Genomic DNA, 22821 nt, shown 5'->3' on the forward strand with positions numbered 1-22821 from the left:
TGATGCGCAGCCGGGCGGCTTCCGGCGCGTCCGGATCCCCGATCAGGGCCAGGCCCCGGGTCGGCGGCGTCGAGTCGATCATTCCGCCAGCGGCGGACGGGGAGCGGTCAGACGGCGCCGGCCGCCGCCTGCGGCGGGTCGTCGTCGGTCGCCGGCCGGCCGTCACCGCCCGGGTCGAAGCCCGGCGGCAGCGTACGGCGCAGCAGGCCGGGCCCCGCCGAGGCGGGCGGCCCGACCAGTTCCAGCCGGTCGGCGGGCGGGATCTCCGGCACGCCGGGCCGCTCCCGCCGGTCGTCGTCCGGAACGGCCGGCTGCTCCCGCCGGTCGGAGCGCAGCCCGGCAACCGCCGGCAACGTCCGCGGGTCGACGCGAGGCTCGGGAACGGCCGGCGACTCCCGCCCGTCGGCGTGCGGCTCGGGAACGGGCGCCGACTCCCGCCGGGCATTCTCCCGGCCGCCGAGGAGCGCGGGCCCGGGCGCGGGCAGGGATTCCGGGTCGGCCGTGGTACGCGCCGTACCCCGCCGTGGCGCGGGCGCGGCGGGCGCCTCGGGCAGCAGCCGGGGCGGCACCGATCCCGGCGCGGAGACCGGCCGCAGACCGGCCACGAGTGTGTTGACGATCTCGGCGGCGTACGACCCGTCCGGGTCGTAGTCGGGGTCGAAGACGGTCAGCTCGACGCCGAGGCAGTGCGGGGTGTCGACCAGGCCGGCGAGCAGGATCTCCAACTCGGCGAAGGCGATGCCGCCGGGATCGGGGGCGTCGACCGCCGGCATCACCGCCGGGTCGAGCACGTCCACGTCGACGTGCACCCAGTAGCCGGCGCAGTCGGCGAGTTGCTCGTGCGCCCACTGGGCGGTGCGGGCCGCGCCCTCGGCGCGCAGCGCCGGCACCGGCCGGGTGGTGATCCCGGCGGCCTGGAGGTCGAGCCGGTACTCGTCCTGCGCGCGGATGCCCAGCACCACCACGTCGATGTCCCGAAAGTACGGGCGCCGCCCCTCGATGGCCGCCAGGTCAGCCTGCCCCCGGCCGGTGACCAGAGCCAGGTCCTCGCCGGCCGCCGCGCCGACGTACGAGGCGTTGCCCGGGTGCCGGAAGTCGGAGTGGCCGTCGACGAAGACCAGCCCGATCCGGCCGCCGACCGCCTCGCCGAGCCGGTGCATCGCCAGCGCCGAGCCGAGCAGCACCGAGCAGTCCCCACCGAGCACCAGCGGGAACTCCCCCCGGTCGATGATCGCCCCGATCCGTTCGGCGAGCGCCACCGAGTAGTCGGCGATCTCATGGGCGTGGCACACGCCGTCGCCGGGCCGCCAGTCGCCGGGGTCGTACCGGGGCGGGGTCAGGCAGCCGGCGTCACGCGCGCGGAGCCGGGCGAGCAGCCCGTGGTCGCGCAGGGCGCCGGGGGCCTTGGCGCAGCCCGGCACCGAGGTGGGCGTGGGCGGGCGCAGGCCCAGGTTGCTGGGCGCGTCGAGGACGGCGATCCGGCGCATCATGGGCTCCCGTCCTCGAGGTGTCGGAGCGGGCCGGCCGGGGTGCACCGGCCCGCGCTGGCGTGGTCAGGGTCAGAAGAGGGCGCTGGCCAGTGCCCGGCGCGCCGAGGCCACCGCGGGGTCGTCGGGGCCGGCGATGGTGAAGAGGCCCACCAGGTGCTGGCGTACCTTCTCCCGGTCGTCACCGGCGGTGCGGCGGACCAGGCCGACGAGGCGCTGGTAGGCCTGCTCGGCCATGCCGCTGAGCACCTCGATGTCGGCGGCCAGCAGCTGCGCGCCGACGTCGTCGGCGTCCGCGGCCGCGGCGGCGAGCGCCGCCTGCGGATTCGCGCCGGCGACCCGGCGGGCCAGCCCGACCTGGGCGAGCCCCGCCTCCGCCGCGACGTCCGACGGGGTCTCGGCGAGGATCTTCCGGTACGCGCGCTCGGCGGCGTCGAGGTCGCCGCTCATCAGCGCGTCGTCGGCCTCGTCCAGCCGGGGGTCGGCGGGCTCGGCCACGGTCACGCCGCCGGCCTTGAGGATCGCCTGGATCCACTGCCGCAGCTGGGCCTCCGGCACCACTCCGGAGAACGCGTCGACCGGCTGGCCGCCGACGACCGCGTACACCATCGGGATGCCCTGCACGCGGAACATCTGCGCGAGCCGGGGGTTGGCGTCCACGTCGACCTTGGCGAGCACCCAGGCGCCGCCACCCTCGACGGCCAGCCGCTCCAGCACCGGGGAGAGCTGCTTGCAGGGCTCGCACCACTCGGCCCAGAAGTCGACCACGACGGGTGTGCTGAGCGACCGTTCGAGGACCTCGGCCTGGAACGTCGCCTCGGTCACGTCGACGACTGTGACGGCGCTGGCGGGGGCGCCGCCGGGCGCGCCGGCCGGTGGGCCGGACTGGACGGGCGCGGAGGCCGGGGTGGGGGCGGGGGTGCGCAGCGCGCTGAGGTCGACCGCGCCGCGGGTGAAGATCGACGAGGTGATCCGTGGGTCGCTCATGGTTATCTAGTCTCGCACGCGCTACGCCGATCTCCCTTCATCGGCGAGGCCGAAGGTCACAGTTCTCACCCCAGCTCAGGGCCCGTCCCACCGCACCCCCGCGATGGTGCGCTTCCGGTCGCCGGTTCGCGGCTTACGGGGGCTTTCGCCTCGGCAGCAAGGGCACGATCGCGGGGGCGCAAGGGGGTCAGAAGCGCGCGGGCTCCCGGTAGACGCCCCATTCGGCGCGGAGGGCGTCACAGATCTCGCCCAACGTGGCCTCGGCGCGGACCGCGTCGAGCATCGCCGGGATCATGTTCTCGTCGGTACGGCTGGCCGCCACCATCCGATCGAGCGCCGTCTTGACGGCCGCCTCGTCCCGGGTCGCCTTCCGTTCGGCGAGCACCCGGCGCTGCTCCAGCTCCACCTCGTGCGAGATGCGCAGGATCTCCAGGTCCTTGGCGACCGTGCTGGTGTGGCAGTTGACCCCGACGATCTTCTTCTCGCCCTTCTCCAGCGCCTGCTGGTACGCGAAGGCCGACTCGGCGATGTGCCCGGTGAACCAGCCGTCCTCGATACCGCGCAGGATGCCGGACGTCATCGGCCCGATCTGGTGCGGCCCGTCGCCGCCGAGCTGCCTGATCCGGGCGAAGATCTCCTCCGCCTCGGCCTCGATCCGGTCGGTGAGCGCCTCGACGTACCAGGACCCGCCGAGCGGGTCGGCCACGTTGGTCACCCCGGTCTCCTCCATCAGCACCTGCTGGGTACGCAGGGCGATCTCGGCCGACTCGTCGGTGGGCAGCGCGAGGGTCTCGTCGAGGGCGTTGGTGTGCAGCGAGTTGGTGCCGCCGAGCACCGCCGCGAGGGCCTCCACGGCCGTCCGGACGACGTTGTTGACCGGCTGCTGGGCGGTCAGCGAAACGCCGGCCGTCTGCGTGTGGAACCGCAGCCACTGAGCCTTCTCGCTGGTGGCGCCGTAGACGTCGCGCAGCCAGCGGGCCCAGATCCGGCGGGCCGCCCGGAACTTGGCGATCTCCTCGAAGAAGTCCACGTGGGAGTCGAAGAAGAAGCTCAGTCCCGGCGCGAAGACGTTCACGTCCAGCCCGCGCGAAAGGCCCAGCTCGACGTACCCGAACCCGTCTGCGAGGGTGTACGCCAGCTCCTGCGCGGCGGTCGAGCCGGCCTCGCGGATGTGGTAGCCGGAGACGGAGAGCGGCTTGTAGCGCGGGATCTCCCGGGCGCAGTACTCCATCAGGTCGCCGATGAGGCGCAGGTGCGGCTCGGGGTCGAAGAGCCACTCCTTCTGCGCGATGTACTCCTTGAAGATGTCCGTCTGGAGCGTGCCGTCCAGCTTCGACAGGTCGGCACCCTGCCGCTCGGCGGCGACCAGGTACATGCAGAACACCGGCACGGCGGGCCCGGAGATGGTCATGCTCGTGGTGACGCCGGCCAGGTCGATGCCGTCGAAGAGCACCTCCATGTCGGCGGCGCTGTCGACGGCGACGCCGCAGTGCCCGACCTCGCCGAGCGACTGCGGGTCGTCGGAGTCGCGGCCCATCAGGGTGGGCATGTCGAACGCGACGGACAGGCCACCGCCGCCCGCGCCCAGGATCATCTTGTAGCGCTCGTTGGTCTGCCGCGCGTTCCCGAAGCCGGCGAACTGCCGGATCGTCCAGGCCCGCCCGCGGTAGCCGGTCGGGTGCAACCCCCGGGTGTACGGGAATTCGCCCGGCCAGCCGATCCGCTCGAAGCCCGGCCAGGCCACTCCCTCCGGCGGCCCGTAGACCGGGTCGACGGCCATCCCGGAGAGGGTGGTGAAGTCGGCGTCCCGCTTGCGCGCGGCGTCGTAGCGGGCCTGCCAGCGTGCCCGTCCGGCGGCGATCTCGTCGGCGTTCATCCGCGGGGCTCCTCCTCGAGTCCTCGACTGCACCCCGAGTGTAGAGCCCCGACCTGAACGATCGCTAAGGAAGTTCGTACCGGCGGGTAACGTGCCCCCTCGTCAGGAGGCGATCTGGGTCAGCAACTGGTCGGCCGCCGCGTACGGATCCAGGGACCCCTCCGCCACCTTGGCGGCGAGCGCCGGCAGCTCCGTACCGTCGCGCAGTGAGCCGATGCGGTCGCGCAGCGCGCCGAGCGCGATCGCCTCGATCTCGGCGGCGGCCCGCGCCTCCTGCCGGCGGCGCAGCTCGCCGTGCTCGACCAGCCAGCCGCGGTGCTTGTCGATCGCGGCGGCGATGTCGTCGATCCCCTCGCCGCGCGCGGCGACCGCCCGCACCACCTGCGGCCGCCACTGCCCCGGCCCCCGCTCGCCCAGGGCGATCATGCCCTGGATGTCGCGGACCGTGGCGTCGGCGCCGTCCCGGTCGGCCTTGTTCACCACGAAGACGTCGGCGATCTCCAGGATGCCGGCCTTCACCGCCTGGATGGCGTCGCCCATCCCGGGCGCGAGCAGCACCAGCGTGGTGTCCGCGAGCGAGGCGACCTCCACCTCGGCCTGCCCGACGCCGACGGTCTCCACCAGCACCACGTCGCAGCCGGCGCCCTCCAGCACCCGGACCGCCTGCGGCGTGGCCGCCGAGAGCCCGCCCAGGTGACCGCGGCTGGACATCGAGCGGATGTAGACGCCGGGGTCGGTGGCGTGGTCCTGCATGCGGACCCGGTCGCCGAGGATCGCCCCGCCGGTGAACGGGCTGGACGGGTCGATGGCCAGCACCCCGACCCGGTGGCCACGCGCCCGCAGCGCCCGGACCAGCTCGTTCGTGGTCGTGGACTTGCCCACGCCGGGTGAGCCGGTCAGGCCGACCACCTGGGCCTGACCGGCGTACGGCGCGAGCGCCGCCGCGATGCGCGGCAACGCCTCGTCGCCGGACTCGACCAGCGTGATGAGCCGGGCCACCGCGCGGGGGTCACCCGCGCGGGCCCGCTCGACGAGCATGGGTACGTCCCGGCTGCGGCGCACCGGCGTCGCCGCGGCCGGGGCGTCGTCGACGGCGTCAGTCACCGCACCTCTTCCGTTCACGACTGCGGGCTCGGTGGGCCCGATTCACTCTCGCCCACCGTGCCCCTTCCGCACCAGGCCCGCGGGGCTCGCGGGACCATGCTCACTCCTGGCTCTCGGCACCGGCCGGAACGTGGATGATCAGGGCGTCGCCCTGGCCGCCACCGCCGCAGAGCGCCGCCGCGCCGGTGCCGCCACCACGCCGCTTCAGCTCCAGCGCCAGGGTCAGCACCAGCCGCGCGCCGGACATGCCGATCGGGTGGCCCAGCGCGATGGCGCCGCCGTTGACGTTGACCTTCTCCGGGCTGATCCCGAGGTCCCGCGTGGACTGGATGCCCACCTGGGCGAACGCCTCGTTGATCTCGATCAGGTCGAGGTCGTCGACGCCCAGGCCGGCCTTGCGCAGCGCGTGCTGGATCGCGTTGGACGGCTGCGAGTGCAGCGAGTTGTCCGGGCCGGCGACGTTGCCGTGCGCGCCGATCTCGGCCAGCCAGGTCAGCCCCAGCTCCTTCGCCTTGGCCTTGCTCATCACCACCACGGCGGCGGCGCCGTCGGAGATCGGGGACGAACTGCCGGCGGTGATGGTGCCGTCCCTGGTGAAGGCCGGGCGCAGCTTGGCCAGGGACTCGGCCGTGGTGTCCGGGCGGATGCCCTCGTCCTCGTTTACCACCAGCGGGTCGCCCTTGCGCTGCGGAATGACCACCGGGGTGATCTCGTCGGCGAAGTGGCCGTTCTTCTGGGCGGCGGCGGCGCGCTGGTGGCTGGCCGCGGCGAAGGCGTCCTGCTCCTCGCGGCTGATGCCCTTCGTGGTGCCGTGCCGCTCGGTCGACTCGCCCATCGAGCAGCAGTCCCACGCGTCGGAGAGACCGTCGAGCGCCATGTGGTCCTTGATCACCACGTCGCCGTACTTGTAGCCGCCGCGCTGGCCGAGCAGCAGGTGCGGGGCGTTGGTCATCGACTCCATGCCGCCGGCCACGACGACGTCGAACTCGCCGGCCCGGATCAGCTGGTCGGCCAGCGCGATCGCGTCCAGGCCGGAGAGGCACACCTTGTTGATGGTGAGGGCCGGCACGGACATCGGGATGCCCGCCTCGACGGCCGCCTGGCGGGCCGGGATCTGGCCGGCGCCGGCCTGGAGCACCTGCCCCATGATCACGTACTGGACCTGCTCGGGGGCGACGCCGGCGCGCTCCAGCGCCGCCTTGATGGCGATGCCGCCGAGCCGGGTCGCGGGGAGGTCCTTGAGGTTGCCCAGCAGGCGCCCCATAGGGGTCCGAGCGCCGCTGACGATCACCGAAGCCATACCTGCCTCCGAGGGGGGTGCCGACCTGTACGCCTTAACGATTGTTCGGCCAGACTAGCGCCATGGCTGAGAACTCCCCCGTCGAGTCCGCTGCGGACTACATCACAGACATCGGGCTGCGCCGCATCGACCACGTCGGCGTCGCCGTCCCCGACCTGGACGCCGCGATCGACTTCTACCAGCGCACCTTCGGGATGCGCTGCGTGCACACCGAGACCAACGAGGAGCAGGGCGTCCGCGAGGCGATGCTGGCGGTCGGCCCGACCAGCGAGGGCGGCTGTGTGCAGTTGCTCGCCCCGCTGAGCCCGGAGAGCACCATCGGGCGGTTCCTCGACCGCAACGGGCCCGGGGTGCAGCAGGTGGCGTACACCGTGGCCGACATCGACGTCGCCTGCGCGAAGCTGCGCGAGCGCGGCGTCCGGCTGCTGTACGAGGAGCCGAAGCGGGGCACCGCGAACTCCCGGATCAACTTCGTCCACCCCAAGGACGCCGGCAACATCCTGGTCGAGCTGGTCGAACCCGCCTGAAAGGAAGGGCCCCTTGTTAACGCCTCGTGCATAGCAGGGGGCCCCTCTTAACACCCCGCCGAGCACGGCGCTGCGCGGTTCACCGCTCACCCGGGCAGCTTCACGCATCGGCCGATGCGGTTTTTCACAGAGGACTTCCGACTCTAGCTACCGTTCAGTAACGTCCGGCCCCACAGCAGCGCGGCCGGTGCCGGATGTGTCGGATGCCGACATGGTGGAGCGGCCGCACCGGCGCCGACGATGGCAGCACCCGTGCCCGCGACGCGCGGGTGCGGACGAACGGGAGGTCGACGTGCAGGACATCCTCGAAGCGATCATGGCGGCGGAGGGCTCGGCGCAACCGGAGCGCGAGCTGGCCGGCGTCGCCGGACTTCCGGTACCGGAGTCCTACCGGGGCGTCGTCGTGCGTGCCGACGAGGCGCGGATGTTCGACGGGATGACGTCCCGGGACAAGGACCCGCGCAAGGCGCTGCACGTGCAGGAGGTGCCCACCCCGGAGCTCGGCCCCGGGGAGGCGCTGGTCGCCGTGATGGCGAGCGCGATCAACTACAACACCGTCTGGACCAGCATCTTCGAGCCGGTGTCGACCTTCAAGTTCCTCCAGCGCTACGGCCGGCTCTCCGAGCTCACCAAGCGGCACGACCTGCCGTACCACGTGGTCGGCTCGGACGCGGCCGGCGTCGTCCTGCGGACCGGCCCGGGCGTGACCCGGTGGAAGGCGGGCGACGAGGTCGTCGCGCACTGCCTCTCGGTGGAGCTGGAGGACGCGGCCGGCCACGACGACACGATGCTCGACCCGCAGCAGCGGATCTGGGGCTTCGAGACCAACTTCGGCGGCCTCGCCGAGCTGGCCGTGGTCAAGGCCAACCAGCTCATGCCGAAGCCGCGCCACCTGAGCTGGGAGGAAGCGGCGAGTCCGGGCCTGGTCAACTCCACCGCGTACCGGCAGCTCGTCTCCCACCACGGCGCCAACATGAAGCAGGGCGACGTCGTCCTGATCTGGGGCGCCTCCGGCGGCCTCGGCAGCTACGCCACCCAGATGGCGCTGAACGGCGGCGCCATCCCGGTCTGCGTGGTCTCCTCGCCGGACAAGGCCGAGCTGTGCCGGAAAATGGGCGCCGAGCTGGTCATCGACCGGGCCGCCGAGGGCTTCCGGTTCTGGAAGGACGAGCAGACCCAGGACCAGGACGAGTGGCGCCGCTTCGGCGAGCGGATCCGGGAACTGACCGGCGGTGAGGACCCGGACATCGTCTTCGAGCACCCGGGCCGGGAGACCTTCGGCGCCAGCGTCTACGTGACCAAGAAGGGTGGCACGATCGTCACCTGCGCCTCGACCAGCGGCTACCAGCACCAGTACGACAACCGCTACCTGTGGATGCACCTGAAGCGGATCGTCGGCAGCCACTTCGCCAACTACAAGGAGGCGTGGGAGGCGAACCGGCTCATCGCGCTCGGCAAGATCCACCCCACCGTCTCGAAGACGTACGCGATGGAGCAGACCGGCCAGGCCGCGTACGAGGTGCACCGCAACGCGCACCAGGGCAAGGTCGGCGTCCGCTGCCTCGCCCCGGCCGACGGGCTCGGCGTCCGCGACCCGGAGTTCCGCGCGCGGCACGAAGAGCGCATCAACCGGTTCCGCGGCCACTGACCGTACGGACGAGGCGCCGGCGACCATTGCGGTGACCGGTGATTGCCTTTCCACCGGCCGCGCCGGCCGCCATTCGAGTGGTACGAGGTCACGACGAGAAAGGGCCGCGGGGTCTTCTCCGCGGCCCTTTTCCGTGCCCCGCCGCAGGATCTCCGCCGCGGCCGGGAGCTGCCAAGATCGCCGGCCGGTCCGGCCCCCACGAACGCCACCGAGTTAACCATGTAAAGAGGACACGAAAGCTCGCGGACGCTCTTGCGAAGGACCCCGGGGCGTCTGCCAGTATGTCCCAATGCCCCAGCAACAGTCCTCCCCTCTTGCGTTCTTCGATAACGCGAACACCCAGCCCGATTTCACTGTCGGCCTCCGCGGTTACAACACCGGCCAGGTGGACGACTTCATCGGCCGGCTGACCGCCGCACTGACCCAGTCGGAGCAGGCGCGGGCCGAGGCCGAGCAGCGGATGAACGACGCCCAGCGCCGGCTTCGCCAGGCCGAGCAGCGCATGGGCGCCCTGGAGCAGAAGCTCACCGAGACCAACAAGCAGCTCGAGGAGAACAGCCGGCCGACCCTCTCCGGCCTGGGCACCCGCGTCGAGCAGATCCTCCGGCTCGCCGAGGAGCAGGCCAACGACCACCGCAACGACGCCAAGCGGGAGTCCGAGGGCATCCTCTCCGCCGCCCGCCTCGAGGCGCGGGAGATCACCGACAAGGCGCGCGCCGAGGCGGCGGCGATGAAGGCCACCGCAGAGCGCGAGGCGGGCAACGTCCGCACCGCCGCCGAGCGGGAGGCGGCCGAGGTCCGCGTCCAGGCCCGCCGCGAGGCCGAGACGCTGCGCGCCGACGCCGAGCGGGAGACCAAGCAGCTGCGCACGGTCACCGCGCACGAGGTCGCCGAGCTGAAGTCGACGGTCGAGCGGGAGGTGGCCACGCTCCGCGCGACGGCCGAGCGGGAGATCACCCAGCAGCGGGCGAAGGCCGCCCGCGAGGCCGAGGAGAAGCGCGCCGAGGCGACCAAGCTCCTCACCGACGCGCGGGACAAGCGCGACAAGGACCTGCAGGCCCTGGAGCTGCAGCTCGCCGAGCGCCGCGAGAAGGCCGAGCGTGAGGAGTCGGAGCGGCACGCCACCCAGGTCGCGCAGACCCAGAAGCTGGTCAGCGAGGCGGAGCAGCGGGCGCGGGCCGCGCAGGAGCGGGCCAAGGAGATCGAGCAGCGGGCCGAGGCCCGCCGGGTCGAGTCGGAGCGCACCGCCACCGAGACGGTGGAGAAGGCGAGGGCGCACGCCGAGAAGACCCTCAGCGAGGCGAAGGCCGAGGCGCAGCGCCTGCTGACCGAGGCCCGCACGGAGGCCGAGCTCACCACGCAGGCGGCGCGCCGCGAGGTCGAGGACCTGACCCGCCAGAAGGACGCCGTCACGTCCCAGCTCGGTCAGATGCTGTCCGGGCTCGCCGGCATCGTGCCGGGCGTTCCGGCCGCGAAGCCGGAGGCGAAGACCGAGGGTACGGAGGCGCGGGCGACCGCCGAGGCGTCCAGCTGACCGGCCCGACCGGGGCATGATCTACGGCGCGGGGTGACACCGGGTGACCGGTGCCCCCCGCGCCGTTACGCGTTTCCCAACACGTGAAACCGGCGCGGTGAAGCCGCTCCCATCCGACGCGTCCGTATCGCCCCAGGAGGGGCCGTTGCGTGTGAGGATGGGGGCATGTCGCACGGCGAGGAACTGTTCGCTCTCGGCGGGGATGTGACCACGGAGCCCAGCTTCGAGTCCGCGCTGCGGGGGTACGAGAAACGACAGGTCGACCGGTACGTCGCTCGCGCCGAGCACGAGATCGCCACCCTGACCGCCGAACGGGAACAGGCCTACACCCAGATCCACAAGCTTGCCGGCCAGGTCGAGGTGCTCCAGCGGGATCTCGCCCAGGTACGCAAACAGGTCGGCGTCGTCGACCGCGCCGCGTTCCGCCACCTCGGCCCGCGGGTCGAGCAGATCCTGACCCTGGCCGAGGAGCAGGCCGAGGACATCCTCGCCGCCGCCAACGAGGAGATCGAGGCCCGTCGGGCGGCCGCCGAGCACATCATCGACGAGGCGCGGGAACAGGCGGCCAAGGCCCTCAAGGACTTCGAGATCGCGCTCGCCGCCCGGCGCGCCGAGGAGGACCGGCAGACCGCCGCTCGCAGGGCCGAGGCGGACGCCGCGGTCAAGGCCGCCACCGAGGAGGCGGCCCGGCTGCGCAAGGCCGCGCAGGAGGCGCTCGCGAAGGCCCAGCAGGAGGCGACCCATCTGCGGGACACCGCGAAGGAGATCCACACGCGGGCCCAGCAGGAGGCGACGAAGCTGCGCGAGGCCGCGAAGGAGACGCACGCCAAGGCCCAGCAGGAGGCGACGGAGCTGCGCGAGGCCGCGAAGGAGGTGCACGCCAAGGCGCAGCAGGAGGCCAAGCGCCTCGTCGAGCAGGCCACCGAGGCGAGCCGGGCCACCCACGCCAAGGCCCAGCAGGAGGCCAAGCAGATCATCGACGACGCCAGCACCGCCGGCCGGGCCACCCGCAACAAGGCCCGCCAGGAGGCGGAGCGGCTCACCACGCAGGCGGCGGAGGCCGCGAAGCGCCAGCGCGCGGAGACCGACGCGTACGTCCAGCGGATGCGCACCGAGACCGAGGCGTACGTGCAGCACGCCCGCGCCCAGACGCAGCAGGAGCTGGGGGCCTGGCGGGCCGGCGTGGAGAAGGAGGTCAACAGCCGACGCGAGGCGGCCGACCGCGAGCTGACCCAGCGGCGTGCCGCCGCCGACCACGAGTTCGCCGAGCGCCGCGATGCGCTGGAGAAGCAGTACAAGACGCGGCAGGTCGAGCTGGAGAAGCAGCACCGGTCGCGCCAGCAGGAGCTGGAGTCCGGCTTCACGGCCCGCCGCACCGAGCTGGAGTCCGGCTTCGAGACGCGCAGCGCCGAGCTGGAGTCCGGCTTCGAGACCCGGCGCGCCGAGCTGGAGTCGCGGTACACCGCCCTGAAGAACGAGATCGAGGGTGCGGCCGCCGACATCCGCCAGGCCGCCGAGCAGGACGCCCTGACTATGCGCCGCGAGGCTGAGGAGAAGGCGACGGCGCTGCTCAGCCGGGCCGAGGCGGAGGCCACCGAGAAGCGGCGCACGGCCGACGAGCACGTCGCGACGTCCCGGCGGCAGTTCGAGGAGTACGCGGCCACGACCCAGCAGGCCCTGGCCACCACGCAGCAGCACCTCGCCGCCACGCAGCAGGAGGCGGCGGCCGGCCGCCAGCAGCTCGCGCAGGTGATGCTGGACATCGCCCAGGCCCAGCAGCAGCTCGCCGACCTGCGGCAGGAGACCTGGCGTTCGCGGCAGGAGTCCGACGAGCTGCAGCGGCAGGTGACCGAGCTGCGGCTGGAGCTGGCGGGCGCACCGACCGGGGCCGGGAGGCCCGGCTCCGACGGCGTGACGGCGGCGGTCACGGTCCGGCCCCCGACGCCGGTCTCCGGCGACGGTGCGGGCCCGGCGAAGGCCACCGCGGCGCCGGTCACCGGCAACGGTGCGGGGCCGGCGAAGGGCGCCGCGGCACCGGTCACCGGTGACGGTGCGGGTTCCGCGAAGGGCTCTGCGGCGGTAGCGCGTGCCGGGGCTGCCACGACGTCGCCCACCGACGCACGGGGCATCTCGACGTCGCAGCCGGAGGCGGCTGACCGGGGCCGGTCGGACGCCGGCAAGGTCGAGCCGGCCGAGGCCGGCCAGCCCGCCCGTGGGCGGATCGAGCCGGCCACCGGAGCACCGGACCGGGACAAGGTGGTGTCGGTGACCACCAAGGACGGCGGCACCGCCAGCGCCGGGGTGGACGGCGAACCGACCGTCGCGGCCGTGCCGGGCGAGGGCGGCCGGGACGCCGCACGCGCGAAGATCACCAGCGCCGGTGAGAACGGCAACCGCCCCGCGAAGCCGACCACCGACGAGCGCGGCGCCAAGCCGAGCAAGGTCGTCGTCGAGAAGGACTGACCGGCCCGGACGGGGCCGGTCCCCGGGGAGGCCGGGCGCGCCACGATCTGCTGCCGGCCGGCCGGGGCGGCTACGCTCCCGGTGGGCCCCGCAGTCGCGGGCCGGTGTCGGGGTTCTCCGGCGGTCGCCGGAGCCTGATCCTCGGGAGGTCCGGTGGCACAGCGCGAACCGGGGTCGCACCAGCCGGCCGACCGCCCCGATCGTCGGCCGCCGGGGCCGGACGGCGTCACCGACCCGAACGCCCGGTCCGGGCCCGACGACCCGCCGCACCCCGACCCCGACCCGACGCTGCCGGACGGCCCCGCCCCGGACGACGACCCGGGCGCAACGCACGCCGGCGGCTCCGCGCCCACCGGTTCGGACGCTCCGGACGACGCCCCGCCGGACAACGGCTCGGGACGGTTCGGCACACCGGGGCGGCCGTTGCGGCGCAGCAGCTTCCTGGTCGGCTTCACCGGCGGGCTCGGCGTGCTGCTGGCGTACGCGCTCTTCCTGGGGCTGCGCAACGCCGCCGGCGTCCTCGTCCTGGTGGTGATCGCCCTCTTCCTCGCGGTCGGGTTGTACCCGGCGGTGGCGCGGCTGCGCCTGCTCGGGCTGCCGCACGGCCTCGCGGTGACGGTGGTCGCCCTGACCGTCCTGCTGCTGCTCTGCGGTGGCGTGTTCGCCCTGGTGCCGCCGGTCGTCACCCAGTCCGGCCAGTTCGTCGAGCAGTTCCCGAGCTACCTGGAGTCGCTGCGGCGCAACGAGACGATCAACGAACTCGTCGAGCGGTACGGCCTGATGGAGCGGGTGCGGAACGCGGCGAGCGCCGACGTGGTGGGGCGGGCGCTCGGCGGGGTGCTCGGTGGCGCCCAGCTCATCTTCGGCACCGTCTTCCGGACGCTGACCGTGCTGGTGCTCACCATCTACTTCCTGGCGTACTTCAACCGGCTGCGGGCACTCGCGTACGCGCTGGTGCCCCGGTCCCGTCGGCAGCGGGTCCAGCTCATCGGCGACGAGATCATCACGAAGGTCGGCGCCTACATCGTCGGCGCGCTCGCCATCGCGGTGCTCGCCGGGACGTCCACGTTCGTGTTCGCGTTGATCGTGGGGCTGCCGTACCCGTTCGCGTTGGCCGTGGTGGTGGCGGTGACCGACCTGATCCCGCAGATCGGCGCCACCCTCGGCGCGGTGATCGTGACCGTGGTCGGCTTCGCCACCGGCCTCCCGGTGGGGATCGCCTGCGCGGTCTTCTTCCTGATCTACCAGCAGTTGGAGAACTACCTGATCTACCCGAAGATCATGCGCCGGTCGGTCCAGGTCAACGAGGTGGCCGCCCTGGTCGCCGCGCTGCTCGGGGTCGCGCTGGTGGGCGTGATCGGAGCCCTCATCGCGATCCCGACGGTCGCGGCGATCCAGTTGGTCCTGCGGGAGGTGGTCCTCCCCCGCCAGGACCGGCGCTGAGCCGATCGACAGTGGCTGTCGCGTTCGCAGCGCGCCGGAGGCGCTGTTCCCGGTCCGGCCGCCAGCGTTGGTCGTCAGTCGGTGCCGGTCTCCGGGCGGGGCACCGGACGGTCCGCGAAGGCGGCGACGGTGCGGTCGGCGTACGCGCTGACGTCGCCCGTCTCCATCGGGCCGTCCCAGGTGGTCGGCAGCGGCACCGGCACGGCCGGGTTGACCCGCCGGACGATCTCGTCGAGCACGGTTTCGGCGTCGCCGACCCAGAGGTGCTTGGCACCGGGCACGCCGACCACCTCGGCCTGCGGCACGGCCCCGAACCGCTCGCGGGCCTCGTCGGGCCGCAGGTAGTCGTCGAACTCCGGGACCAGCGCGGTGAGCGGCTTGCCGGCACCGGCCCACCGGGCCAGGTCCTCCGCGGTGGAGTACCGCAGCGGCGGGGAGAGCAGGATCGCTCCGGTCACCGCCGGGTCGCAGCCGTGCTTGAGGGTCAGGTCGGTGCCGAACGACCAGCCCAGCAGCCAGATGTCGGGCAGCTCGTGGAACTCCGCGTACTCGATGGCCGCGGCGACGTCGTACCGCTCGCCGACGGCGTTGTCGAAGGCGCCCTCGCTGGTGCCGCGCACGCTGCTGGTGCCCCGGGTGTTGAACCGCAGCACCGCCAGGTCGGCCAGGGCCGGCAGACGCCAGGCGGCCTTGCGGAAGATGTGGCTGTCCATCATCCCGCCGTGCGTGGGCAGCGGGTGGAGGCAGACGAGCGTCGCCACCGGCTCGCGGTCGGCCGGGCGGGCCAGCTCACCGACCAGGCGCAAACCGTCGGCGGTGTGCAGCTCGATCTCCTCCCGGCGGCCGGGCAGGATCGACGAGGCGCGGATGGGTGTGCTCACCCGTCCAGTCTCCCGCGCCACCGGCGCGGCCGCCCGTCCGGGCGGAAACACGGTGATCCAGATCGCCCGCTCACCCGTGGCGGGGCGCGCTGCGACCGCGCTGCACGACCGGCGAACGCCGGTCCCGGGCCCGCCAGCAGCCGCTGTGCCAGTGCCGGCGGTCGGTCAGGTCGCCCCGGCCGTCCGCCGGCCAGGCCACGACGTGCGCCACGCCCGGCCGGATCTCCTGGTCGCAGCCGGGGCAACGGTACGTCTTGACCGACGCCCCGCCGGTGATGCCCCGAACCTGCCAGTCGCCGTCCCGCCACTGCTGGACCGACGCGACGCCCTGGCGTACCCGCTCGGAGTCCAGGTGTGCGCTCTCGTCACGGCGGGGTCGGTTGCGACGGGGACTCACGCATCCCAGCGTACGGCCGGGCCGGCGGCGGCCCGCTCACCGGCCGGTGCCCTGCGGTGTCAAGAAGGGCACCTTCACCTACACCAGGCGTTGACAGGGGGCCCTTCCTTACACCTCAGCGGCGGGTGTGGTCGCGGAAGCCGCGGCCGGTCTTGCGGCCGAGGTACCCGGCGGTGACCAGGTGCTCCAGCAGCGGTGCGGGCGCGAAACCGGGCTCGCGCAGCTCCAGGTACAGCTCCCGCTGGATGGCCAGCGACACGTCCAGGCCCACCACGTCGAGCAGCTCGAACGGGCCCATCGGGTAGCCGCAGCCCAGCTTCATCGCGTGGTCGATGTCGTCGGCCGTCGAGTAGCTGGCCTCCAGCATCTTCACCGCGTCGTTCAGGTACGGGAAGAGCAGCGCGTTGACGATGAACCCGGACCGGTCCCCGCAGACGACGCCGGTCTTACCCAGCTTCGCGCAGACCGCCTTGGCAGTGGCGGTGGTCTCCGGCGAGGTGCGGATGGTCTGCACGATCTCCACCAGCGGCATGATCGGCGCGGGGTTGAAGAAGTGCAGGCCCACCACGTCGGCCGGCCGCTGGGTGGCCATCGCCACGTCGATCACCGGCAGCGACGAGGTGGTGGTGGCCAGCACCACGCCCGGCTTGCAGATCTCGTCCAGGCTGGCGAACAGCGCCTTCTTGACGCTGAGTTCCTCGACGACGGCCTCGACCACCAGGTCGACGTCGGCCAGGTGCTCCAGGGTGGCCGACCAGGTGATCCGGCCCAGGGCGGCGTCCCGGTGGGCCTCGCTGAGCTTGCCACGCACGACACCCTTGTTGAGCGAGGTCTTGACCGCCTCGAAGACCTTGGCGGACTTCTCCGCGCCCCGGGTCACCGAGACGACCTCGTACCCGGCCTTGGCGAACACCTCGATGATGCCGGTGGCCATCGTGCCGGAGCCCACCACGCCGACCTTCGCGGTGCCGCGGGCGCCGTCGGCGAGCGCCGACTCCGTGGTCACGGGCGTCTGCTCGTCGGGTACGACCACCGGCGAGCCCGGCCGCTCGTAGGTGTAGAAACCGCGGCCGGACTTCCGGCCGAGCAGCCCCGCGGTGACCATCTGCTTGATCAGCGGCACCGGGGCGTGCCGGCGGTCCCGGCCGCCGCGCCGGTACATCGTGTCGAGGATCTCGTACGCGGTGTCCAGGCCGATCAGGTCCATCAGCGCGAGCGGCCCCATCGGCAGGCCGCAGCCGAGCTTCATCGCGGCGTCGATGTCCTCGCGGGTGGCGTACCGCGACTCCAGCATGCTGACGGCGTGGTTGAGGTAGCCGAAGAGCAGCGCGTTGGCGATGAACCCGGCCCGGTCGCTGATCGTCACGTCGACCTTGCCCAGCCGCTCGCAGAGCGCCTCCACGTCGGCGACCACCTCCGACGAGGTGACGACGGTGCGGACGATCTCGACCAGCTTCATGACCGGTGCCGGGTTGAAGAAGTGGATGCCGATGACCTGGTTGGGGCGCGTGGTCGCCACCGAGATCTCGGTGACCGAGAGCGACGAGGTGTTGGTCGCGAGGATGGTCTCCGGCTTGCAGACGCGGTCCAGCTCGGCGAAGATCCGCTGCTTCAGGTCCAGGTGCTCGGGGACGGCCTCGATCACCAGGTCGACCGAGCGCAGCGCGTCCAGCCCGACCTGCCAGTTGACCCGGGCCAGCAGGGCGTCGCGGTCGGCCTCCGCCAGCTTGCCCTTGGCCACCGCCCGGTCGGTCGAGCCGGTCAGGGTGACCCGGCCGCGCTCCAGCGCGGTCTCGGACACCTCGACCGCGACGACGTCGATGCCGTTGCGGGCGAAGACCTCGACGATGCCGGCACCCATGGTGCCCAGACCCACCACACCCACACTGGTGAACTCGCGCGCCACGACCGGCCTCCCCTGGTTCGCTCCGCGCAGCCGACATGAACGGCCGCTAAGTTAAGCGGAGTCTGCCACGTGACGCATGGTTGTCGAGACGCCGTGGGATATTTCACGGCTCCGCCGCCGTCGATGGACGCCGGCCGGCCGGCCGGTTCCGGGCGGCGCCGCCGGCCGCTCTCCGGTCGCCTCGGCACGGCCGTCCGGTGCCGCCGATCCCGGACGGCGGGCGTCAGCGCCGACGGTCGACCAGGGCGAGCAGTTCGGCGACGAACTCGGCCGGCCGCTCGATGTGCGGGCTGTGGCCGCAGCCGGGCAGCACCACCTCCCGGTACGCGCCGCCGGCCGCCACGTACCGCTCCAGCACCGCCCGGGTCTGCCCGACCATCGGCTGCGGCGGGCAGTCCGCCTCCCCCGGCCAGTCGGGCACCACGCCCAGCGCTCCCAGGTGCGCCAGGTCGAACAGCGAGGTGTCCGAGACGATCACGTCGGCGTCGCCGCGTACCCAGGTGACCGGCGGCTTCCCGGGGACGGCGACCAGTTCGTCGGCGATCCGGAAGTACGCCGGCGCCAGGGCGTTCAGTACTCCGCGCCGGCCGGGGGCGGTCCCCGGCCAGTTGGTGGACGGCTCGGCGGTTCCCGGGTAGTTGTCCTCGCCGGTGGCGGTGGACAGGACGGTGTCCAGCAGCAGCTCCTCGTCGTCGCCGAGCGAGGCGGGATCGGCGACGTACGCGCTGCGTAGTACCGCCCGCGGGCTGGTCGGGGCGTCGTCGCCGCGGTCCTTGCCGGCCAGCCGGCGGACGAAGTCCGAGTTGGCGGTGCCGGCGCCGGTGCCCGCGAAGTCGGGCGTGGTCGGGGTGCCGTCGAGGTCGCGGGTGCCGCCGAAGCCGTACGGCGAGACGGGCGCCTCCAGCAGCAGCCCGGCCACCCGGTCGGGGTGGTCGACCAGCAGCCGCATGGCCACTCCCGCGCCCAGCGAGTGCCCGACGACCACCGGCCGCGCGCCGGCCGGCAGGAGTGACCCGTGGTCGAGCAGGGCGGCGACGTCGTCCGCGAGGTCGGCCAGCCCTCGCGTCGCGTCGACCGGCGCGGTGTCGGTGTCCCCGTAGCCGCGCAGGTCCGGCGCGATGACCCGCAGGTTGCCCGGCAGCCGGCGCACCAGGGGCTCCCAGAAGAGGGCGGACGAGCAGTTGCCGTGGATCAGCAGCACCGGTACGCCGTCCGGCGGCCCGGCCACTCGCACCGCCTGGGTGATCCCGTTCGCCGTGACGACCTGCTGCTGGCTCTCCATCCGCGGCATGCTGCCAGCCCGTCCACCCGCCCGTCCATGGGCCGCACCGACATGACGCGGTCGTCGGACATGTGGCGTCCTCACCCGGCCGGCCGGGTTCCGCCACTGCTCAGGCGGGCACGGCGTCGGCCGGCTCCGGGACGGCGGCCACCGGCTGCGCCGCGGCCGGCAGTTCGGGAGCGGCCGGACGCTCCGGAGTGGCGATCGGCAGCGGGAGGGTCGGCCGGTGGTCCCGGCGCGCCAGGCCGAAGGTCAGCCCGACCGGGTCGGTCAGCGCCACCCCCGGGTCGTAGACCCGGAGTTCGGTACGGCCGATCCGGATCACGTCGCCGTCGGCGAGCCGTTCCACCCCGATGATCCGCCGGTCGTTGAGCCAGGTGCCGTTGGTCGACCCGAGGTCTGCCACCGATGCTCCCTCCGGAGCGAGCCACATCTCGGCGTGCCGTCGGCTCAGGTGCGCGTCGGTCAGGACGACGTCCGCCGTCGGCGCCCGTCCGATCACCAGCCGGCCCCGCCCGAGCCGGAAGCTCAGCCCCCGCATCGGCCCGCCGGCCACCGTCAACAACGGCAGAAACTCCGGATGCTCCTCCATGGACAGTCCGCCCTCCACCCCGCACGGTCACCCCACGCGTCAGCCTGCCACCACACGGTAGTCGTCTTCACCGCCCGGGCGGCCATCTCCCTGTCGCCAGCCGGACACCTCGTGTTCCGTTTTTCGGTCTCCGATGTCCGGTATCGAGGGATGTGCACCTCACCCGTCGCGGCCCCGCCCCATGACACGGGTCAGGTGCCCGCTCCGTTCAACGGCTCGGTGCCGCCGGCGTCACCACCCCGCACGCCCCTACCGGCGAGTAATCCTCGGGTCTAGACTTCCGCCATGACGGCTGTGCATGTCCCGGGGACCCCGATCATCGAGGACGGGCGGCTCGTGTCGACGAGCCCGGCGACCGGCGCGGAGGCCGGGCGCCTGCCCGTCGCCAGTGTGGCGGATGTCGAGGCGACGGTTGCCCGCGCCCGCGCCGCGGCCCCCTGGTGGGCCGGGCTGGGCTTCACCGGTCGCCGGGAGCGGCTGCTGCGCTGGCGCGCGCTGCTCGCCAAGCGGATCGAAGAGCTCGCCGAGCTGGTGCACGTCGAGGGTGGCAAGCCGCCCGCCGACGCGATCGTCGAGATCGTCACCGCCGTCGAGCACGTCGACTGGGCCGCCCGCAACGCCCGGCGGGTGCTCGGGCCGCGCCGGGTACGGTCCCGACTGGTGCTGGCGGAGTTCTCCGCCCACCTGGAGTACCAGCCACACGGCGTGGTGGGCGTGATCGGCCCGTGGAACTACCCCGTCTTCACCCCGATCGGCTCCGTCGCGTACGCGCTGGCCGCCGGCAACACCGTCGTGCTCAAGCCCAGCGAGTACACGCCGGCCGTCGGGCAGTGGCTGGTCGACACGTTCGCCGAGGTCGTCGACGAGCAGCCGGTGTTCAGCGCGGTGCACGGGCTCGGCGACGTCGGCGCGGCGCTGTGCCGGTCCGGTGTGGACAAGGTCGCCTTCACCGGCTCGACCGCCACCGGCAGGAAGGTGATGGCCGCCTGCGCGGAGTCGCTCACCCCCGTCCTGATCGAGGCGGGCGGCAAGGACGCGATGATCGTCGACGCCGACGCCGACCTGGACGCCGCCGCCGACGCGGCGGTGTGGGGCTCGCTCACCAACGCCGGCCAGACCTGCATCGGCATCGAGCGGGTGTACGCCGTCGAGCCGGTCTTCGACGCCTTCGTCGACAAGGTGGTCCAGCGGGCCGGCCGGCTCACCGTCGGCGCCGACGGCGCGGACATCGGGCCGATCACCATGCCGAGCCAGCTCGACGTGATCCGCCGGCACATCGACGACGCGCTGGCCCGGGGCGGTCGCGCGGTGCTCGGCGGCGCCGAGGCCGTACAACCGCCCTACGTCCGGCCGACCGTCCTGGTGGACGTCCCCGAGGACTCGGCCGCCGTCCGCGAGGAGACCTTCGGCCCGACGCTGACCATCAACCGCGTACGTGACGCCGACGAGGCGGTGACGCTCGCCAACGCCCTCCCGTACGGCCTGGGGGGTTCGGTCTTCGGCCGGCGGCGGGCCGTGGCGCTCGCGCGCCGCCTGCGCTCCGGGATGGCCTCGGTGAACTCGGCCCTGACCTTCGCCGGGATGTCCACCCTGCCCTTCGGCGGGGTGGGCGACTCCGGCTTCGGGCGCATCCACGGGGAGGACGGGCTGCGCGAGTTCGCGCGGGCCAAGGCCATCACCCGCCGCCGGGCCCGGTCGCTGCTGCCGGCGATGACCTTCGACCGCACCGACGCCGACGTCGCCCGCCTGGTCAAGGTCGTCAAGATGATGTACGGCCGCTGAGCCGCCGGCTCAGAAGAGGGTCAGCTCGTCGCGTTCGATGCCGCGGAGCTTGTCGTAGTCGACGACCACGCAGCGGATGCCGCGGTCGGTCGCGAGAACGCGTGCCTGAGGCTTGATCTCCTGTGCCACGAAGACGCCGCTGACCGGTGCGAGCAGCGGATCGCGGTTCATCAGCTCCAGGTAGCGGGTGAGCTGCTCCACGCCGTCGATCTCACCGCGGCGCTTCACCTCGACGGCGACGGCCGCGTTGCTGGCGTCCCGGCAGAGCAGGTCGACCGGCCCGATCGCCGTCATGTACTCCCGGCGCACCAGCGTGAAGCCCTCGCCCAGCGTCTCCGGGTTGGCCGCCAGCAGCTCCTGCAGGTGCGCCTCCACGCCGTCCTTGCGCAGCCCCGGGTCGACCCCCAGGTCGTACGACGTGTCCTGGAAAACCTCCTCCAGGGTGATCCGCAGCTCCTCGCCGGCCTTGTTGACCACCCGCCAGACGCCCGGCGCCTCCTCCAGCCGGCACGGCGGGCTCATCCAGTTCAGCGGCTTGTACGCCCGGTCGTCGGCGTGGATCGACACCGACCCGTCCGCCTTCACCATCAGCAGCCGGGTGGCCGGCGGCAGGTGGGCCGAGAGCCGTCCGACATAGTCCACCGAGCACTTCGCAATCACCAACCGCACCCGACGAGGGTAGCGGAGGGCCGGCCCGGAGGCTGTCGGGCAACCCCGGGGCGAGTGAGGTTTCCCGTCCGCCGCCCGCCGCCGACGCAGCGAGCGCCACTGGCGTGCCGGTGCGATGCTGAAACGGTGCTCGAAGTGCTCACCGGTACCGGCCTCGCCGCCTCGGCGGGGCTGAACGCGTACATCCCCCTGCTCACCATGGGTCTGCTGGCCCGCTACACCAGCCTGATCGACCTGCCCTCGGGGTGGCAGTGGCTCGGCAACGGCTGGGTGCTCACCATCCTGGCGGTGCTGCTCGCGATCGAGGTGGTGGCCGACAAGGTCCCGGTGGTCGACCACGTCAACGACGTCGTCCAGACCGTGGTCCGGCCGACCGCGGGCGGTCTGGCGTTCGGGGCCGGCGCGAGTTCCGAGACGGTCACGGTGAGCGACCCGGCGAGCTTCTTCTCGTCGAACCAGTGGGTGCCGGTGGTGACCGGCGTCCTCATCGCGCTCGGCGTTCACCTGCTCAAGTCCGCGGCCCGGCCGGTCGTCAACGCGACGACGGGCGGGGTCGGTGCGCCGGTCGCGAGCACCGCCGAGGACGCCACCAGCGTGGTGATGTCGGTGGTCGCCATCGTCCTGCCGGCCCTCGTTCTGGCGTTCCTGCTGGGCCTGGCGCTGGTCGGCTTCGGGTTCCGTCGCCGCCGCGCCGACCGCCGCCGCGAGCGGGAGGCGGCCCGCGCCGCGGGCTTCCGCGTCTGATCCGGTACGCGGCCGGCCGGTGCCCCCGTCGGGAGCGCCGGCCGGGCGTGGAGACGCCGCTGGCCGGCACCCGGGTCCGGGTGCCGGCCAGCGTGGTGTTCGGCGTCAGCTGTTCCAGTGCTCGGCGACGAGGTCGGCGGCCTGGGTCTCCCACTGGGCGTAGTGGAACGGGTAGGCCGACACCTGCACCGTCTGGGCG

Annotated in this window: 17 protein-coding genes and 1 pseudogene; 7 read left to right on the forward strand and 11 right to left on the reverse strand. The window is 73.2% G+C overall.

Annotated features, from left to right (window positions below; all coding sequences use genetic code 11):
* Positions 1 to 554: 554 nt before the first annotated feature.
* The 5 genes and pseudogenes from AB0873_RS29400 to AB0873_RS29420 all read right to left on the reverse strand — a co-directional run.
* Positions 555 to 1490, reverse strand: a pseudogene (locus AB0873_RS29400) (arginase family protein); the annotation flags it as partial.
* Between the two features lie 69 nt (positions 1491 to 1559).
* The gene (locus tag AB0873_RS29405) at positions 1560 to 2474 is read right to left on the reverse strand and encodes a tetratricopeptide repeat protein (RefSeq protein WP_366603784.1); all 915 of its coding nucleotides are present in this window, start codon (positions 2472 to 2474) and stop codon (positions 1560 to 1562) included.
* A gap of 187 nt (positions 2475 to 2661) precedes the next feature.
* On the reverse strand, positions 2662 to 4350 hold the full coding sequence (locus tag AB0873_RS29410; protein WP_155330551.1) for a methylmalonyl-CoA mutase: 1689 nt from the start codon (positions 4348 to 4350) through the stop codon (positions 2662 to 2664).
* A 102-nt stretch (positions 4351 to 4452) separates the two neighbouring features.
* On the reverse strand, positions 4453 to 5454 hold the full coding sequence (meaB, locus tag AB0873_RS29415) for a methylmalonyl Co-A mutase-associated GTPase MeaB (RefSeq protein ID WP_155330550.1): 1002 nt from the start codon (positions 5452 to 5454) through the stop codon (positions 4453 to 4455).
* 100 nt (positions 5455 to 5554) lie between these two features.
* Positions 5555 to 6754: an acetyl-CoA C-acetyltransferase gene (locus tag AB0873_RS29420; RefSeq protein ID WP_366603786.1), complete on the reverse strand. Its 1200-nt coding sequence runs from the start codon at positions 6752 to 6754 to the stop codon at positions 5555 to 5557.
* Positions 6755 to 6816: 62 nt separating this feature from the next.
* On the opposite strand from AB0873_RS29420, the gene mce reads away from it, so the two are divergent.
* The 5 genes from mce (at position 6817) to AB0873_RS29445 (ending at position 14369) form a co-directional block, all read left to right on the forward strand.
* Positions 6817 to 7281, forward strand: a complete 465-nt coding sequence (mce, locus tag AB0873_RS29425; protein WP_366603788.1) for a methylmalonyl-CoA epimerase — start codon at positions 6817 to 6819, stop codon at positions 7279 to 7281.
* Between the two features lie 292 nt (positions 7282 to 7573).
* On the forward strand, positions 7574 to 8929 hold the full coding sequence (gene ccrA / locus AB0873_RS29430; RefSeq protein WP_155330547.1) for a crotonyl-CoA carboxylase/reductase: 1356 nt from the start codon (positions 7574 to 7576) through the stop codon (positions 8927 to 8929).
* Between the two features lie 289 nt (positions 8930 to 9218).
* Positions 9219 to 10463, forward strand: coding sequence for a DivIVA domain-containing protein (locus tag AB0873_RS29435; RefSeq protein WP_155330546.1), 1245 nt, complete (start codon positions 9219 to 9221; stop codon positions 10461 to 10463).
* Positions 10464 to 10628: 165 nt separating this feature from the next.
* On the forward strand, positions 10629 to 12926 hold the full coding sequence (locus AB0873_RS29440) for a hypothetical protein (RefSeq protein ID WP_366603790.1): 2298 nt from the start codon (positions 10629 to 10631) through the stop codon (positions 12924 to 12926).
* 153 nt (positions 12927 to 13079) lie between these two features.
* Entirely contained in the window at positions 13080 to 14369 is a 1290-nt protein-coding gene (locus tag AB0873_RS29445; RefSeq protein ID WP_366603792.1) for an AI-2E family transporter, read from the forward strand.
* Between the two features lie 74 nt (positions 14370 to 14443).
* Here the strand turns inward: AB0873_RS29445 and AB0873_RS29450 are convergent, their stop codons facing one another.
* From AB0873_RS29450 to AB0873_RS29470, 5 genes are all read right to left on the reverse strand, one after another.
* Positions 14444 to 15250, reverse strand: coding sequence for an alpha/beta hydrolase (locus tag AB0873_RS29450; protein ID WP_155330544.1), 807 nt, complete (start codon positions 15248 to 15250; stop codon positions 14444 to 14446).
* Positions 15251 to 15320: 70 nt separating this feature from the next.
* Entirely contained in the window at positions 15321 to 15647 is a 327-nt protein-coding gene (locus tag AB0873_RS29455; protein WP_366603794.1) for a hypothetical protein, read from the reverse strand.
* Positions 15648 to 15762: 115 nt separating this feature from the next.
* Positions 15763 to 17553: a 3-hydroxyacyl-CoA dehydrogenase family protein gene (locus tag AB0873_RS29460; RefSeq protein WP_155330542.1), complete on the reverse strand. Its 1791-nt coding sequence runs from the start codon at positions 17551 to 17553 to the stop codon at positions 15763 to 15765.
* Positions 17554 to 17776: 223 nt separating this feature from the next.
* Positions 17777 to 18835 (reverse strand): alpha/beta hydrolase, encoded by a 1059-nt coding sequence (locus AB0873_RS29465; protein ID WP_366603796.1) that lies wholly within the window; start codon positions 18833 to 18835, stop codon positions 17777 to 17779.
* A 109-nt stretch (positions 18836 to 18944) separates the two neighbouring features.
* Positions 18945 to 19427, reverse strand: a complete 483-nt coding sequence (locus AB0873_RS29470; protein WP_366603797.1) for an FHA domain-containing protein — start codon at positions 19425 to 19427, stop codon at positions 18945 to 18947.
* 285 nt (positions 19428 to 19712) lie between these two features.
* On the opposite strand from AB0873_RS29470, the gene AB0873_RS29475 reads away from it, so the two are divergent.
* Positions 19713 to 21209 carry an aldehyde dehydrogenase family protein gene (locus AB0873_RS29475; RefSeq protein ID WP_366603799.1) on the forward strand — a complete coding sequence of 499 codons (1497 nt, stop codon included), beginning with the start codon at positions 19713 to 19715 and terminating at the stop codon, positions 21207 to 21209.
* Positions 21210 to 21218: 9 nt separating this feature from the next.
* Here the strand turns inward: AB0873_RS29475 and nucS are convergent, their stop codons facing one another.
* Positions 21219 to 21878: an endonuclease NucS gene (gene nucS / locus AB0873_RS29480; RefSeq protein ID WP_155330538.1), complete on the reverse strand. Its 660-nt coding sequence runs from the start codon at positions 21876 to 21878 to the stop codon at positions 21219 to 21221.
* Between the two features lie 126 nt (positions 21879 to 22004).
* On the opposite strand from nucS, the gene AB0873_RS29485 reads away from it, so the two are divergent.
* Entirely contained in the window at positions 22005 to 22622 is a 618-nt protein-coding gene (locus tag AB0873_RS29485) for a DUF4126 domain-containing protein (protein WP_366603801.1), read from the forward strand.
* Positions 22623 to 22821 lie beyond the last annotated feature (199 nt).

The sequence above is a fragment of the Micromonospora sp. NPDC047707 genome, assembly GCF_040704235.1.
In the GTDB taxonomy this organism is placed as follows: domain Bacteria; phylum Actinomycetota; class Actinomycetes; order Mycobacteriales; family Micromonosporaceae; genus Micromonospora.